We start from the raw sequence: 17,108 nt of genomic DNA, 5'->3' as shown, positions 1-17,108 counted from the left end.
CCTATGGCATCGCCTCGGCCCAGTCGGTGTGTCCTTCGAAGCCAAGCGTTCTCGCCATGTCGCGGTAGCGATCTCTGAGCCGCGAGTAGGCCTCCATATCGCCCCGCGCCCGCGCCAGAAGGGCGCGCAGCCGCTGCAGCCAAATTTCACGTATCGCCAGGCCCTCATCGGCCGGTGCGTCCGCCAACCGCTCGATTGCGGCCCCGGCTTCGGCAACGTCACATTCGGTCCCGCGGTCTAGCAAGGTCTCCACCAGAACCGACGTCGCCGGAATTCCCCAAGACAGGAGTTGGCCGCCACGGGCGAGATGGTCGACCGCGGCGCGCATCTGCGGTATCGCTTGATCGCGATCCCCTCGGCGGGCCGTCTCACGGGCCACATACGCGTCGAGCAGCGGTAGATCGCACAGGAAGTGGCCCCCGCGCAGGAAAACCTCGTGGACCTCCGCCAGCAACTTCTGCCCGCGATCACGCTCGGCATCCGTGTTGCGGTGCACCAGCGCAAGGCCCAGGGTCAACCAGGCGAAACCCAACTGGAGGTTGTCGCCGGATCGTTCGGCGATGGTTAACGCATCCTCGATCTCCCGCACCGTGGATTCGTCGGGCCGCAGCGCGCCGGCCGGTATCCCCGCGGAGTACACATAGCTCACGAGGGTGACGTAGGACAGGGAGTCGGCGCCCTGCGCCACGGTCAGCCCGCGCCGCAGGTCCTCTCGCCATCCCGGGCGACCCAGTGCGTAACGGGCGATGGCCCGTTGCGCGTAGGCGAGGGCCAGGGGAGACCCGAAAAGCAGGTTGCCCTTGGCGGGGTCACCGGCGGCCAGGTCGATGACCCGCTGGGACAGCCGGAGCATCTCCGACCACTCGCCGCTTGCCATCTTGGCGCGGATCGGCGTGAAGGACAGCGCTACCGTCAGCGTGGGATCGCCGATGGACTCGACCAGGGTCACGGCCTCCGAAGCTAGCTGCGAAGCCTCGACAACGCGGTCCTGGTGCGTGTGATCAGCCACCAGCGCTGCCATAGCGATCGCCAGTGACGCCTTGTCCCCAGCGGCGGTGCACAACCTCCGCAGTTCATCAAAACGCTCACCGGCCACGCTCATCCGGACGCGCCAGGCGGTCGCGCACAGCATGGTGCGCGGGGCGATCCGCATGGCTGCTCGGTGCGGGTCCTCGGCGGGCAATGCGTCGGCGATCCTTCTTGCAGATTCCCAACCCAGACGTGCCGCGGCGATATCGCGGTAAGTCGCCCACGTTGCGGCGCGCATATGCCACCCGTAAGCATCCTGAAGGTCACCTGCGGCTTCGAGATGTTCGGCGATCAGCGCCGCGTTCTGGTCGGCGGATTCCGGCCCGCGGGCCTCGATAGCAGCTGCCAGGCGCCGGTGCATCTGGGCGCGGTCGGATTTCAGTTGCGATTCATAGGCGACCGCCCGGATCAGCGGGTGGCGGAACGCGAACTCGGCCCCCGGTGTGAAACGGACCTGATCGATCAGCGCGGCGCTGAGGAGCCCGTCCAGGGCAGGGGCGTTGCCCACCGCGGCGAGCAACTCGGGCGTGAAGCGCGAGCCAATTACCGCGGCGGCGTTCAACGTCTGCTTGGCATCGGGATCCAGGCGGTCGATGCGCGCGGAGATGGTGGCCTGCAGGCTCGCCGGAACGGTGACGTCGGCCAGGTCTGTCGTGCAGGTGAAACCGCCACGGTCGCCCTCGAGCACACCGCGCTCGGCGAGCTCACGCGCCATCTCCTGTGCGAAAAACGGGTTACCGCCCGCCCGTTCGGCAACAAGCGACTTGATCCCGGCGACCGACGGATCGGTGCCCAACAACTCGTCAAGCAGCGTCGCGGTTTCCGACTCACTCAGCGGCGTCAACGAGATCGCCTGTGCACCAAGGACATTAGACAGTACGCCGCGGTATTCGGGCCGGTATGTGATCAGCACCATCGACGGCGTTCGGGGGATGACGGTGAGTAATTCGGCCAGCAGCGACTCACTGACCCCGTCGATCCAATGCACGTCCTCGACGACGTAGAGAACCGGTTGGGTGCGCGTCAACGAGATTGAGTTGATCAGTGCGGTCAACCGCCGGCGCCGCGCATCGGGACGGATCGTGGGGGGTAGGGTCTCGGGTTCTCTAATGCCCATCAAGTCATACAGCAGCAGCAAATCCTCATCGGACGCATCGGGGACGCTGGCGCGCACCTGTGTGCGCGCCGCCTCGTCGTCGAGCTCGGTTATTCGGGCGGCTTCGCGAAGTAGCCGTGCCGCCACGACAAAGGGGACGTCGCTGGTGTGCGACTCACAGAAGGCTGCTGACACCTCGAAACCGCGCCCCCGCGCCATCGCGATGGCCTCATCAGCGAGGCGCGTCTTGCCGATGCCCGGTGGTCCAGCAACGCAGATAACGCAACCCCGCCCGCTCAAGGACCGATCCAGGAGGCCCGCGACCGTCGCAACTTCGAGTTCTCGTCCGACCAGGGCGCCCTGCAGGGACCGGCTTCGTTGCCAACCACCGGTCATGCCGAGCAGGCGACGGGACAGCACCGGGGCATCGCTGCCCTTGATGTGCACCTCCTCGGCGGCGCCCAACACGGCGGCTTCCTGAACGAGACGTGCGGTGGATTCGCTCAACATCACCTCACCCGGGGGCGCCACAGATTCCATCCGTTGGGCCATCCCGACTTGCTCACCGATCGCGGTGTAGCGGAACGGCCCGGAACCGATTTCGCCCGCTATTACCTGGCCGGAGTTCAGGCCTACCCGCAACTGCAGGTCCACACGGTCGCGCTGTCGGACGTCGCTCGCGAGCCGCTTGATCTCCTCCTGAACTCCCAAGGCCGTCAGGCAGGCGCGAACCGCGTGGTCCTCCATTGCTACGGGCGCGCCGAACACCGCCATGATCCCGTCGCCGGTGAACTTGTCCACCGTGCCCCCGTAGCGGTGCACCACGTCGGTGCAGCGGTCGACCAGTTCGGCCATGATTTCGCGCAGCCGCTCCGCGCCGACGGCCGCGGCTATGTCCATGGAATGCACAACGTCGGCGAACAGCACCGACACCTGCTTGTACTCCGCGTGGGCCGTGGGTTGGGCAACTGGTGAGCCGCATCCGTGACAGAACCGCGCATTCTCGAAAAGCTCGGTGCCGCATGCCTGGCACGTTGCTACGGCCGCCATCCGACCTCCGCCAATCCCGGCCCCCGCGTTTGCTGTTCAAAGAATAGGCCGTTGTGCACCGGGCGAGGGAGTATTGGCTTCACACGGCGTGACGCCGGCATGAAGTCTCGAGACGAGGCGGATCAATTCTTGGCGAAGCTGAACAACCGGTAGGAAGCCTCGCCGTTTTCCAGGCGCCGGTAGATCAACGAACCGCGCCCCCCTGCATAGTCCTCGGCGATGCCACGTAGGAATCCGATGTTGGGCAGACGCCGAGTGATTTGGTCGAACAGGCGATTTTGCTCCAACCCGCGCATGACCTGTGCGTTGATCGCCGTCTCTGAGATCCGGCGCAGGGAGATGCCGGCCAGGTCCGCTTCCCAGGTGGCGATTTCGTCGGCATAGCGGATATCCGCGTACAGGAAATGCCCGCCCGGCCGCAGCACGCGTTCCACTTCAGCGAAGAACCGGCGGACGTTGCGGTAATTAATCGCGGCTTCGACGTTGATCACCGCGTCGAAGGACGCGTCGGGGAAGGGCAGGCTTTCCGCGTTACCCTGCACGAACTGCAGGCCGGGCAGATCGTGCCTCTTTCGGCAGAAGTCTATTCCGACCGTATTGAGATCCAACCCCGTGTAAGAGGCGGGGTGCAGCGTTCGCACCAGATACGAGGCACCACCGCCGTGGCCGCAACTGACTTCCAGCACATCCTTGCCGGCGAGATCCACCTGGGTCGCCGTGCGGTGATAGAGCTGGATGGGAAACCGATCGCGCTCGTCGTCCGCCGCCAGCGACAGGGCCAGCGGCGGATCCTCCTCATATCCGTAATTGAGGAATAAGACGTCGTCCCTCGTGAGGAGGCGGCTGAGAAACCGATAGCCGTATTTGAAGCGCAAATCCAATAGCGCCACCAAGATTGGCGCGGAGTTCAGCCGGCTGATCACGTTCTCTATCGGCGTACGTTGCAGCCGCCCATCGTGTCCGGCGCAAAACCGACGCGGTGATAATGGCCGGGGTAGCCTGACGCCCATGCTTAAGTGTCCCATTCCGACACTGCTGCGCGAACGCGCCAGCCTGCAGCCCAACCGGACGGCGTTCACGTTCATGGATTACGAGCGGGATCGCAACGGAATCGCCGAAAGCGTGACATGGTCGCAGCTGTACCGGCGAGTGCTTAACCTCGCACCGCAGTTGGGGATTCACGGGCGGCCGGGGGAGCGCGCAGTGATACTGGCGCCGCACGGGCTGGACTACATCGCCGCCTTCCTTGCCGCATTACAGGCTGGGCTGATTGCGGTTCCACTCGGTGGGGCCAGCGACGAACGTGTCGGTGCGGTACTGAAAGACACCTCGCCCTCCGTCCTCCTCACGACATCGTCGATCGCGGACGACGTCGCCCGGTATGTCGAGGCGGGGGCCGGGGACTCCGTTCCGTCGATCGTCGCGGTTGATTCGCCGGCCCCGGGCTCGACGAACGCGCCGCGCGCGCGGGTCGACAGCTCAATCGACACCATCTATTTGCAATACACGTCCGGGTCGACGCGCACCCCCGCCGGAGTGATGGTCTCCGACAGGAACATCATGGCCAATTTCGGGCAGATCAATGCCGCCTTCTTCGGCGACCACGGCGGCGTGGCCCCACCGGACACCACTGTGGTGTCGTGGCTGCCCTTCTACCACGACATGGGGTTGCATCTCGGAATCATCTTTCCGGTGCTGACGGGGTTCCACACCGTGCTCACGACTCCGGTGGCGTTCCTGCAGCGGCCGGCCCGGTGGATGCAGTTGCTGGCCTGCAACAGTCACGCACTATCGGCGGGGCCTAATTTCGCCTTCGAATTGGCCGCAAGAAAGACCTCGGACGACGACCTGGCCGGCCTCGATCTGGGAAACGTGCTGAGCATCCTCAACGGCAGCGAGCGAGTCCAGCCCGCGACGCTGCGACGCTTCACCGAGCGCTTCGCCTCCTTCAACCTCCCGGAGCGGGTGTTGCGGCCCTCGTATGGAATGGCGGAGGCAACGCTGTACGTCGCGACCCGCGAAGCGGGTCAACCACCACAAGTCGTGCACTTCGACTCCGAAGAATTGACCGCTGGCCTCGCGAAGCGGTGTGCGAGCGGGGGCGGTACCGCACTGGTCAGTTACGGCGCGCCACGCTCACCGATGGTGCGCATCGTCAATCCGGAGACACGTATCGAATGTCCGGCGGGAACGACCGGTGAAATCTGGGTGCATGGGCACAACGTCGCGTCCGGCTACTGGCAGAAACGACCAGAGTCTGAAGAGACATTCGGCGCAACGCTTGTCGATGCGACGGCCGGCACTCCCGAGGGGCCCTGGCTGCGGACCGGAGATATGGGGTTCATCGCCGACGGCGAACTGTTCATCATCGGCCGTATCAAGGATCTATTGATCGTCTACGGCCGCAACCACTCTCCCGACGACCTCGAGGCAACGATCCAGAGCATCGCGCCGGGGCGGTGCGCAGCAATCTCGGTTCCGGCCGAGGGCACCGAAAAAGTCGTCGCGATCATCGAGTTCAAGAATCGCGCCGGCGCCAGCGAAGCGGGTTTCGATGCCGTCAAGCGCAAAGTCACTTCCGCGATATCCACCGTGCACGGACTGAGCATTGCCGATCTCGTTGTGGTAGCGCCCGGTTCGATCCCCATCACCACCAGCGGCAAGGTCCGAAGAGCGGCCTGCGTCGAGCGCTATCAACAGAATCAGTTCGCGCGGTTGGATGCCTAGCGCTGGCGGCTGGCCGCTTCACGTCGACTGAGCACTCACCGGAGGCCACGGGGTCGCGATGAAGATTTCGGATACGCTTCGCACCGAAGCAGAGCGCGCGTCAGCCGCGGCGCGTTATCGGCTGGGCGGCAACGCCTTCCGATTCCTGTGCGAAACCCACCTAGAGCTTCCGCCGCATCCGCCGCCCGGCCGCCGTACGCTTGCGTTGTTTGCCCACTTCGATCCCCAGGGCGTCGTCGACCCGTACGTCGCCTATTACCTGAAGGCGTTGCGGGAGCAGGGCGCGACCATTGTCTTCGTCTCCGGCTCGCCCACTCTCACACCGGAGTCCGTGGCTTCCATCCGCTCTCTGTGTGCCGGCATCTACACCCGCCGCACACTCTCTTACGATTTCGGATCGTGGCACCTCGCGTGGTGCGTTCTCACGCACCGCGGGTGGTCGCTCGATCAGTTCGACCGGTTTCTGGTCGCCAATGACAGCGTGTTCGGTCCGCTCTTTTCCCTCGAAAACATGTTGAGCTCGTTTCACGGTGCCGACATGTACGGCGCGGTCGAGAACACCCAGTTGGTTCCCCATCTCCAATCTTTCTTTCTGGCTTGGGATCTCAATCCGCACACACGTCCGTTTCTCGAGGATTTCTGGAACGGCTTCCAATACGTGGTCCACAAACAGACGGTCATCTGGCGCTACGAGATCGGCATATCTGCGCGGGCTCGCAAGGCGGGCCTCAGCCTCGACCCGTTCGTTTCCGCCGCCGCCATCGAACTCGCCTATGGCCGCTCATCAGCCCATCCGTGGGCGAATAAACGCTCCGGCCGCAATAACGGGACCCTGCACTTTTGGGACGGACTCATCAAGGACTTCCGGTTTCCTTTCCTCAAGACCAACCTGGCGCGATACGACATGCCGTGGCACGCGTCCATAGCGAACCTGCGCGATGTCATCGAGCGACACACCGACTACCCGTTCGAGCTCATCCAGGCGCACGTGGACCGGCTGGGCCGGAGAGCGCCCTCCCTGGTTAGCGGCTACGCCCGGCCGACGGCTGGGTGGACCTACGCTGGGCGCACCGAAGCTCCCCGCCGGAGGCTGCCCGGTTCGAAATGAACGACGCTGGCGGTTCAGAGGCTGCTGACACCCGCGGCCAACAGCATGATCCCAGCGAGAGCGGGTGCCGCTATCAGAAGCCGTCGACGGTGAGTGGCGAACCACCTTTGCAGCTGGACCATCGCCTGCTGCGTCTGCGCCGGTGCGACAAGATAACTGACGAGGGGGACCTCGACGAGAGCGAGCACCACGACGATGAATATCACGACTGCGCCGAGTTGAGCGCCGATGGCTGCTCTCGAGGAGGCGATGATGATGAGGACCACGAGATAATCGGCGAGTGGCACGGTCGTCATCAGTCCGATCCCGAACGCCACCCACGGATTTCCGCCCTGCAACGCGCGCCGGATGCGCGCCGTGAGCCGGGCGGCCGCGGTCGGTCGGGGCAATTGCTGGCCTGAGGACGACGGGGCGCCGCGGTACGCCCACACTCCTGTCGCGATCGCCAGCGCAAGCACGCCGACCGCGATCTGGAAGTAGGCGCCCGTGAAGCGCATGACCGTAGTCTTCGCATCTTCCATAACCGTCGGTGGGGAATTCCGCAGAAGTACGAAGGCGCCGACGGCCGGGCCCAGGCCCGCTGTCATGCCGCCCCACCAGTAGGCAAGGAGGTTGTGTCGGGGCCGGGGGCGTGACATCAAGATTCCGCCGACGACCAGACGCGTCGGGTCGAGCGACAGCCAAAGAGCGATCGGCAGCACCGTTCCCCACATCATCGAACACGCTCCCCGCGGGCGACCGCCTCCACGAGATCGGCTGCCGCGCTGATGCTTTCGGCAGGCTTGGTCATGCGACCGGCGAAATCGCGAGCCCGGGCCGTGTATTGCGGCGCAAGGATTTCACGGAGGTGTCTCACGAGCGATTCCACGGTGGTGCTCACCAGGCGCTGGGATCGGCCAACTCGCATCCGGGTGACCTGCGCGGCCCACAGCGGCTGCTCGGCCACGTCCCAGAGGATCAGCATGGGAATTCCGGCTCGCAGACCGGCGGCCGTGGTGCCCCCGCCACCGTGGTGAACAATCGCGCGGCAGAGCGGAAGGGTGACGGTGTAATTCAGCGGGCCCACCAGTCGTATTCGGTCGGAATGCGGCGTGCAGTGTGGGCTGGTCGCGCCCGAGTACACCAAGGCCCGTTCGCCGAGGTCCGCGCAGGCCGCGGCGATCATGGCGATCGCGTCGGCGGGCGACCGGACCGGTGTGCTGCCAAACCCGAAGTAGATGGGGGGCGTTCCCGCGGTAGCCCACGAAGCCACCTCACCGTCGTCATGCGTCGGTAATTCCATCGTGAGCGCGCCGACGAACGGCCGGCGGCCGTTCCATTCCTTCGACAGGCCCGGAAAACACGCTCCGTCGTAGGCCTGGATTTCGAGCGATCCGCGTTGCGCCATCCGTTTCGCCGCGGGGGCCGTTGCCCGCGGTAGGCCCAGTTGACGGCGTTGCGCGTCATCGACCTCCTGGGTGATAAGCCCGTACAGCCACCACGCCGTCCTCAACGTAGCGCGGACCAGGGGAGCCGGCGATGGTATCGACGGAAGAGCCAGCTGGCCATTGACGCAGATCGGCATGTGGTGGAGCGCAGCCACTGGAATGTCGTAGTACTCCGCCACATTGGCGACGACCCCGTGGTACGTCTGGCCGGTTACCAGTACGTCGGCCCCGTCCGCTACCGAAGTCAGCGTCGAACTCATCTGCGCCCAACCCTCGATGAAAAGCTCCTTGCCCGCGCGGACCAAGTTGATCGGGTTTTGCGGCTTGAAGGCGTGGTGGTGGAAATCCGCGAGCGCCTTGACCTGCTCCTGCGAATCCGGCCCGTACCCGACCGCAACAAGCCCGGCCGACTCCACAAAGCCAATCAGGTTGGGCGGCGCCGCCACGCGTACTTCGTGCCCTCGCCGCATCAGCTCAAGGCCGACAGCGGCGCAGGGCTCGACATCGCCGCGGGTTCCGTGGGCCGCCAAGACAACTTTCATCGACGCAACCGGCCCGTCAATCGTCGTCCGCGTAGGCAAGATCCGTGACCTCGGTCCTAGCCGCACTCGGACCGCGGCCCTCCAAGACGCGCTTGAATACCGCTGTCAGCGCGTTCAGGAATCGGGTCACGGAGTCCCTCGCCACCGGATTGTTCGGGAAATTCACCCATATCGACACCTCGTCGAAGAGCCGGATCACCGAAATATACAAGTGAGCCGGATCCCTTGGATCGCAATAGATTTTGATGTTCGCGTTCTTCATCTGGGAAGCGACCGTGGCGGAAAAGGGCGGCAGGCCGGCATCCATGTAATTGACCATGGTGCAATTCGGTCCCCACTCCCTGAGCCAGGGCGCCAACTTCAGCACGTCGTTGAACGACACATTCGCGAGATCCAGATTCGAGTCGAAGGACGCCTGCGCGGCGCGCGCGGTCTCTGCAAAAGATGCCGGGTCGACGGGGACGGTGAACGGAACCACGCCGGTGAACCATCCCATGGTCGAGAATTCCGCGAGGGTCCTGCGTTTGTCGATCGGCGCGAGCCCGTAATACGTCGTCGCGCCGGTCAACTCGTATTGCGCGAGAGCCACACAGGCGAACAGGCCCCCGCTGATGCGCGCGGCCGCTCGGATGCAGAGTGATTCGAATGCGGCGGTCTCTTCCTGACCCATCAGCCGCTGGACGACGAGGTCGCCACCGGAAGGCACCGACAAGTCGCCGAGCGGCAGGGGGAAATCCGGTAGCGTTCCGCCGTTCCGTTCGGCGAATTCGATCCACCTCTGCACCTCGGGGGAAGACGCCGCCAGGCTGGCCAGGTGTTGCTTCTCTCGCATGCAGAAATCGTCGTGACTGGCGGGCGGCGGTGACGAACCGAGCGCGCCCCCAGTGATCAGGATGCGGTAGTTCATCAAGATTTCCGTGTACAACCCCGAGATGATCGTCGGGTCACAGTGCACGTGATCGACGATCGCGAAGAAGGTGAAGTGGTCCGCGCGCTGGATGATGCCGAACCTGAAGCAGTCCCATTGCACCGGGTCGGGGGTGGACAGCACGAACTGACGCCACTCGGTCGGTGTCATCGTGTCACGCCGGGTCGGAACGAACTCGATATCGGCGGGATCATCGATGGTATGCCGCACAATGCATTCCGCGTCTTGGTATGCGAACCAACTGTGATACGTCTTGTGTCGGCGCAGGTGTGCATTGATGACGTAGCTCATGGCACGGACGTCGCACCGGCCGGGTTCGTCGCCGCACCCGATGACCAGCCGGGCATAGTCGAGCCCGCGGGCCGCGTAGCGGGAAAAGCCGCGCAGGTGGGCTTCCTGCATGGCGCTCAGCGGCACATCGCTTATCGGCGCCTGCCGGGCCTTCTCGAGGGAGGACGGTGAGGCTTCCCAGGACACGATCCTGCCCGACTCGGGCACCCAGTCATGAACCGTTCCCACGAACAACCCGCGCGCCGGCCCCGCACCTACGAACACTCTTCCTCCTTCTGTCCGCTTGCGCCGGAACCGAGGTCGGCAGTTGCAGAAAGGGTTTCACACAGTAGCCCGGCCAGACCCCGAATGGTGGTGATGTCGTTGGTGGTGACGCGCACCCCTGTTTCCGCCTCGATACGGGTGCGCAGCTCAAGGTTGCCCATCGAGTCGAGGCCATACTCGGAGAGCGGGTGATCCGGGTCGATGGTGCGCCGCAGAATCAGGCTCACGGCGTCGGAGACCATGCGGCGGAGCCGAACGGGCCGGTCTTCCGGCGACAGGGCCTTCAACTCGCCCAGCAATTCGCTTGCGTCCGTCGAGCTTTGGCCCCTGGAGCGGAACAATTCAGCGAACCTGCTGCGTTGCGCGTAGGCGGCGAACCACGGGGTGCCCGTCAGCTTTGCATACCCGGCGTACGCGCGGTCGTGGCGCAGGAGTGCTTGAAACGCGTAGGCGCCCTCGTCGGCGGTGAAAGCCGTGTCGCGCCAGTGCGCGATCGCGGTGCCTTCGCCGTCCTGCCCGGGGGCCACGTCTTCGCCGGTCGCGGACCTGAGCTCGGCGGCGCGGCCGACCTCGGCCCATAGCGCCCACCCGATCGCGGTGGCGGGAAGGCCGCGGGCTCGGCGCCACCGCGCGAACGCGTCCAGCCAGCTGTTCGCGGCGGCGTACGCCGATTGTCCGGGCGAGCCCACCAGACCTACCGCCGAGGAGAACAAGCAGAACCAGTCCAGGGCGAGAGCGGCCGTCGCCCGGTGTAAGTTCCACGCCCCGAATACCTTCGGAGCCCAGTTGCGGTCGATCAGCTCGTCGCTCGTGGTGGCGAGCATCGCGTTCTCGAATACCGCGGCGGCGTGCAACACCCCCCGCAACGGCAGGCCGGTGGCAGTCGCCGTCGCCACCAAGCGCGTCGCCGTGCCGGCTTCGGCGATGTCGCCGCAGTCCACCTCGATGTCGGTGCCCATCGCGCGGATGAGTTCGATCGTCTCCAACGCCCTGGCATTCGGTTGCGATCGCGAGCTCAACACGATGCGGCCACAGCCGGCCGCGGCCATCTTTTCGGCAAGGAAGAGCCCGATCCCGCCCAGGCCGCCGGTGATGATGTATGAGCCGTCGTTGCGGAAAGTCGGGCTCTGACCGGGCGGTACCACGACGTTGGTGTGACCGGTCTTGGGCATATCGAGTAGAACCCTGCCCGTGTGCTCCGCCTCGCTTTTCACGCGTAGAGCCGCGGTGGCATCTCCGAGCGCGTAGTGAGTGATGTCCGGCAACGGCAGCTCATGCTCTGCGACAAGGCGATACACCGTGCTAAGCAATCCGCCCACCCGCTCCGGGTGGCTCTGCGACATCAACGTCAGATCGACGTAGTGGAAGGTGAGGTTGCGATGGAATGGGAAAAGCTCCAGTCGGGTGTTCGCACAAACGTCCTGCTTGCCGATTTCCACAAATCGGCCACCGGCGGCCAACGCCTCGAGGCCCGCGCGTTGCGCGGCCCCCGACAGCGAGTTGAGCACGATGTCGACACCATATCCGCCGGTGTCGCGGCGGATCTGCTCCGTGAACTCGATGCGACGGGAGTCATAGACATGCTGGATCCCCATGTTGCGCAACAGCTCACGCCGCTGCTCACTGCCGGCCGTGGCGAAGACTTCGGCTCCCGCGGCGTGGGCGATCGCGATCGCCGCGCGTCCCACGCTGCCGGCTGCGGAATGGATCAACACCCGGTCACCGGTGGCGATCCTGGCCTGATCGTGTAACGCGTGCCAGGCCACGGCGTGCGGAGTGGTCACCGCAGCCGCCTGGTCAGCGGTGAGACCCGGTGGCAGCGTCGCGGCCAGCCGGGCGTCACAGGTGACAAACGTTGCCCAGCAACCGGTTGCAGAGAAACCGCCGACAAGATCACCCACCCGATGGGTGGAGACTTCGGGACCAACCGCGGTGACGACTCCGGCGAAGTCCCTGCCCAACTGTCGTGCATCCCCATCGTCACCGGGGTGCTGGCCGGCGGCGATCAGGATGTCGGAGAAGTTGACGCTCGATGCGGTGACCGCAACCTCGATCTCCCCCCGACCCGGCGGAACTCGTTGAAAAGCGGCCAGTTCCAGCGTTTCCAGATCGCCAGGCGTCCGGATCTGCATGCGCATCCCGTCGTGGGGGTGATCCGCCACGGCGGTTCTCCGGTCCTCAGGCCGCAGCGGCCCAGGAGTCACGCGCGCGGTGTGCCACTGGCCGTTCCGCCAAGCCGTCTCGTCCTCGTCCGAAGGCCCCAACAGTTGTCTGGCCAGTTGCTCGGCGTCCGTGTCTTCGTCCATGTCGATCTGGCTCGCGCGCAGGTGTGGATATTCAGTGTTGATGGCTCGCACCAGGCCACGGAGCCCGGCCTGCTCCAGGTTGTTCACGTCCCCAGGCACGACGGCCTGGGCGTTGCGCGTTACGACGTACAGACGCGGCGGCTCGCGGTCGATCTCCGTGATCTGCCGGGCAATTCGCACCAGATGCCGCACATAGTCCCCGCCACGGCCAGCGCACTCCTCCTCGGGGTTGCCGTTTTTCGGGCCGGTGAGGATGACCACCCCGCCGACCCCGCGGGCACCAAGATGCGCACCCAGCGATTCCGAGTTGGCCCGGTGATCGCAGTGCTGCGGCCAGGTCATGGTGATGCAGTCGGTTCCCCCGGATTTCAACGCATCGGCCAGGCTGGTCGCCGTCACGTCCGCGGTGGCGGAAGTGCTGATCAGCAAGCATGATTCCCGGCTGACGTGCTCCACGTCGGGCAGCGCTCGCGGTGTCCACTCGATGGTCAGGAGTCGCTCGTTCAGCACGCGATCGCGATGGGCGCCCTCGGCGGCCCCTGTGCTGACTTGCAGTCCGCTCACGGCCAGCAGCACTGTCCCGTGTTCGTCAAGCACGTCGAGGTCGGCCTCGAGGCCGGCCCCGTCGGCCGTGGAGACCTTCGTGTAGCAGTAGCGCGCGCCGCGGGTAGGGGCGTAGAGCCGAACACCGCGTACGCCAAGCGGCAGCAGCAGACCGGCGCTACCCGCAACCCGGGCCGCGGGGTGCGCCGCAACCGATTGAAAGCAGGCATCAAGTAAGGCGGGGTGGATGCCGTAGGCGCTGTGTTGCGAGCGGATGGCGCCGGGCAGCGCGACCTCCGCCAGCACCGTCCCGCCGCCCTCGCCCGCGGTGTAGGCCGTGGCCAGTCCGGCGAAGGCCGCGCCATACTGCAAACCATGGTCGTCGAACTGCTGCCGTAATACGGCGCCATCCAGCCGGCACGAGTGGGTCGCGAGCAGGGCCGCAATGTCGTAGGCGGCTGGACGGTCCTCCCGTCCTCGCGCCCGCAGCACCCCCGTCGCCCGCCGGACCGGCTTGCGCTCCTGAAAGCTCTGCACCACGAAATCGGCGATGCCGGGCGCGTTCACCGACGCGTCCGCGGAGACCGGAGTCTCGGCGTCCAAGAGCAGCGTCGCCTCGAAAGTGATATCGCGGACCTCCGACTTTTCGCCGAAGATCGTGCGCGCCGCGGCCAATGCCATCTCGCAGTACGCCGCCCCCGGGAGAACCGCGACGTTGTGTATGCGGTGGTCGCCCAGCCACGGCTGCGTCGCGGTTCCGACCTCGCCTTGCCAGACGTGGCGCTCGGGTTCCTCGGGTAATCGCACGTGCGGCCCCATTAGTGGATGCACCGGAACGGTCCAGGCGCCTCGTGCCCGCGAATCCTGACCGCCGCGATTCAGCAGCAGTGGGCGGCGGCTCCAGGACGGGAGCGGAACGTCCACCAGCCGCCCCTCGGGGTAGAGGACCGAGAAGTCGACGGCCGCGCCCGCACTGTGCAGATCCGCCAGCAAGCCGCGCAGCCCGTGCCGAGGCTCCTGCTCGCGGCGCATGGCAGCGAGGGCGGCCAGCGGCATACCGAGGCTGCCCGCAGTCTGTTCGACCGCATGGGTGAGTAGCGGATGTGGGGCCAACTCCGCGAATACCCGGTAGCCGTCCTCCAACGCCGCCTGCACAGCGGCGGCGAAACGCACCATGTGGCGCAGATTGTCCGACCAGTACCAGGCGTCACACACTGGCTGCTCGCGCGGGTCGAAGGCGGTCGAGGAGTAGAAGGGCACGTCGGGTGTCCTGGGGTCGAGCCCTGCCAGGACGTCGGACAGTTCGTCGAGGATCGGATCAACCTGGGGGGAGTGCGAGGCCACGTCGACGGCGATTTCGCGCGCCGCCACGTCGCGCTGCTCCCACCCGGCGACCAGATCTCGCACGGCCTGCGCGGCGCCGCCGACCACCGTGGACTGCGGCGAGGCCACCACTGCCAGCACGACGTCGTCGACGCCGCGAGCCATGAGTTCCAGGAGCACCTGCTCGGCCGGCAGTTCCACCGACGCCATCGCACCGGAGCCGGCGATCGTCGCCATCAGCCGCGAGCGGCGGCAGATCACGCGTACGCCGTCCTCCAGCACCAACGCCCCCGCCACAACCGCGGCCGCGACCTCACCCATCGAGTGGCCGATCACGGCCCCCGGCCGCACGCCGTAGGCCCTCATCGTGGCCGCCAGCGCGACCTGCATCGTGAACAGCGCGGGCTGGATGCGATCGATCCCGGTAACCGTTGCGGGCACCGAAATCGCTTGGGTGACGGAGAATCCCGATTCCCGGGCGATCAGCGGCTCCACCGTGGCGACCGTCGCCGCGAACACCGGCTCGGTCGCGAGCAGCTCGGCGCCCATCGACGCCCACTGCGAGCCCTGGCCGGAGAACAGCCAGACCGGACCCCGGTCGTCCTGCCCGACCGCCGGCTGATACGGGAACTCGCCGGCGGCGACCCCGCGCAGACCTTCGGTCAGCTCGCCGAGGGTGCCGGCGATGACCGCCGTGCGCACCGTCCGATGCGCCCTCCGCCGCGCGAGCGTGTACGCCACGTCCGATGCCGCAAGCTCCGGCGCGTGTTTGTCGACCCAGTCCGCGAGCCTCCTCGCGGTTTGCCGCAGCCCGTCGGGCGATGTGGCGGACAGCGGGAAAAGCAGCGCGCCGTCGATCACGGGGATGGGCGGGGCATCGCCCGGTGCGGGCGTCAGGGGCGCCTGCTCGACGATGGCGTGCACATTGGTTCCCGAGAACCCGTACGACGAGACCGCCGCTCGACGTGGTCCGCGCTGACCGTTGCTGGGCCACGGTGTATTAGCCTGCGGCACAAAAAGGTTGGTCTTGATCTCGGCCATCTGGTCGGGCAGGCGCGTGAAGTGCAGGTTGCGCGGGATCACGCCGTGCTGCAGCGCCAGCACGGCCTTCATCAGCCCGAGCGCTCCGGCCGCCGATTGGGTGTGCCCGAAGTTCGTCTTGACCGACGCGAGGGCGCACGGCCCGTCGACGCCGTACACCTCCGCCAAGCTGGCGTATTCGACGGGATCCCCCACGGGGGTGCCGGGACCGTGTGCTTCCACCAGTCCGACGGTGCGGGCGTCCACATCCGCCGCCGACAACGCCGCCCGATAGGCCTCGACCTGCGCGGCCCGTGACGGCGTCACGATGTTCACCGTGTGGCCGTCCTGGTTGGCGGCGGTGCCGCGGAGTACCGCCAAGATTCGGTCACCGGCGCGCAAGGCGTCCGGCAGCCGCTTGAGCAACAGCACGACGCAGCCCTCGCCGGCCACGAACCCGTCGGCGGCGATATCGAACGCCCGGCAGTGCCCCGTCGCAGAAAGCATTCCGATGGCAGAACCCGAGCATGATTTGCGCGGCTCGAACGACACCGAGGCGCCGCCCGCGAGTGCCATGTCGCTTTCGCCGTCGTGCAAGCTGCGACACGCGATATGCACCGCTGCAAGGCCGGACGAGCAGGCGGTATCCACTGTCATCGCGGGACCGCGCAGCCCCATCGTGTACGCAACGCGCCCGGAACCCATGGCGAAGCTATTGCCCATGTAGCCGTACGGGCCCTCCAGGGCGTCGGCCTCGGCGTGCACGAATTGGTAGTCGTCGTGCATCAGTCCCATGAAGACGCCGGTGCGCGAGCCGGCCAGCGTCTTGCGGGTCAGACCGCCGTGCTCCATGGCCTCCCACGAGGTTTCCAGCAGCAGTCGGTGCTGCGGGTCCATCGCGGTCGCCTCGTTGTCGGTGATGCCGAAGAACTCCGGGTCGAAGCCGGCCACGTCATCGAGGAACGCGCCCCATTTGCAGACGGACCGACCGGGCACACCGGGTTGGGGATCGTAGAACTCGTCGGCGTCCCACCGGTCCGGTGGGATTTCGGTGACAAGGTCGTCGCCGCGCAGCAACGCCTCCCAAAACTGTTCTGGAGATTCGATGCCTCCGGGCAGGCGGCACGCCATCCCGATGACCGCGACAGGCGTGGCTATCGGGTGGGAAGACACAGCCCGCCCCGCGCACGCACCCTTGATATTGACCCGAACAAAGCCGTTTCCTCCTCACAGCAAAGGCGGAGTCGCGCTGTCGGCTGCCTTATCGCTGGATAGCGACCTGTTGGGTTGTCGGGCTGCCTACTGCGGCGTCGATATTCAGGGTGTGGGGTTTGACGGGGTTTCCTCGCAGGTCAACCGCCTTTCGGCGGATGCGACTTTATTAGGCACACGATCAGTGCTTACACATTAGCGGGATCGCTATCGATCCGGGACGCAAAACCCCGCCTGAATTG

At 66.1% G+C, this 17,108-nt stretch carries 8 protein-coding genes; 2 read left to right on the top strand and 6 right to left on the bottom strand.

Annotation, left to right across the window (positions count from 1 at the left end; translation table 11 throughout):
• Position 1 precedes the first annotated feature (1 nt).
• The gene (locus A5750_RS24505; protein ID WP_067266408.1) at positions 2-3,175 is read right to left on the bottom strand and encodes an adenylate/guanylate cyclase domain-containing protein; all 3,174 of its coding nucleotides are present in this window, start codon (positions 3,173-3,175) and stop codon (positions 2-4) included.
• A 122-nt stretch (positions 3,176-3,297) separates the two neighbouring features.
• On the bottom strand, positions 3,298-4,098 hold the full coding sequence (locus A5750_RS24500) for a phthiotriol/phenolphthiotriol dimycocerosates methyltransferase (RefSeq protein ID WP_231989299.1): 801 nt from the start codon (positions 4,096-4,098) through the stop codon (positions 3,298-3,300).
• An 85-nt stretch (positions 4,099-4,183) separates the two neighbouring features.
• Here A5750_RS24500 and A5750_RS24495 point away from each other — a divergent pair, with 85 nt between their 5' ends.
• Together A5750_RS24495 and A5750_RS24490 are read left to right on the top strand one after the other, a co-directional pair.
• Positions 4,184-5,902: an AMP-binding protein gene (locus A5750_RS24495; RefSeq protein WP_067266405.1), complete on the top strand. Its 1,719-nt coding sequence runs from the start codon at positions 4,184-4,186 to the stop codon at positions 5,900-5,902.
• A 58-nt stretch (positions 5,903-5,960) separates the two neighbouring features.
• The gene (locus A5750_RS24490) at positions 5,961-7,010 is read left to right on the top strand and encodes a rhamnan synthesis F family protein (protein ID WP_067266403.1); all 1,050 of its coding nucleotides are present in this window, start codon (positions 5,961-5,963) and stop codon (positions 7,008-7,010) included.
• Between the two features lie 14 nt (positions 7,011-7,024).
• On the opposite strand, the gene A5750_RS24485 is transcribed toward A5750_RS24490, so the two are convergent.
• The 4 genes from A5750_RS24485 to pks2 are packed head-to-tail and all read right to left on the bottom strand — an operon-like array spanning position 7,025 to position 16,827.
• Entirely contained in the window at positions 7,025-7,723 is a 699-nt protein-coding gene (locus A5750_RS24485) for a GAP family protein (RefSeq protein WP_066951036.1), read from the bottom strand.
• Positions 7,723-8,979 carry a glycosyltransferase gene (locus A5750_RS24480; RefSeq protein ID WP_067266383.1) on the bottom strand — a complete coding sequence of 419 codons (1,257 nt, stop codon included), beginning with the start codon at positions 8,977-8,979 and terminating at the stop codon, positions 7,723-7,725. The genes A5750_RS24485 and A5750_RS24480 overlap by 1 nt, the downstream gene beginning before the upstream one ends.
• 16 nt (positions 8,980-8,995) lie before the next feature.
• On the bottom strand, positions 8,996-10,462 hold the full coding sequence (locus A5750_RS24475; protein ID WP_067266380.1) for an acyltransferase: 1,467 nt from the start codon (positions 10,460-10,462) through the stop codon (positions 8,996-8,998).
• Complete coding sequence (pks2, locus tag A5750_RS24470) at positions 10,453-16,827, bottom strand: sulfolipid-1 biosynthesis phthioceranic/hydroxyphthioceranic acid synthase (protein ID WP_304441468.1); 6,375 nt, start codon at positions 16,825-16,827, stop codon at positions 10,453-10,455. Before pks2 ends, A5750_RS24475 begins: the two co-directional genes overlap by 10 nt.
• Between the last annotated feature and the right edge of the window lie 281 nt (positions 16,828-17,108).

The organism is Mycobacterium sp. 852002-51613_SCH5001154 (assembly GCF_001667425.1).
Lineage (GTDB): Bacteria > Actinomycetota > Actinomycetes > Mycobacteriales > Mycobacteriaceae > Mycobacterium.
This window is presented reverse-complemented; position numbering and strand designations above follow the sequence as displayed.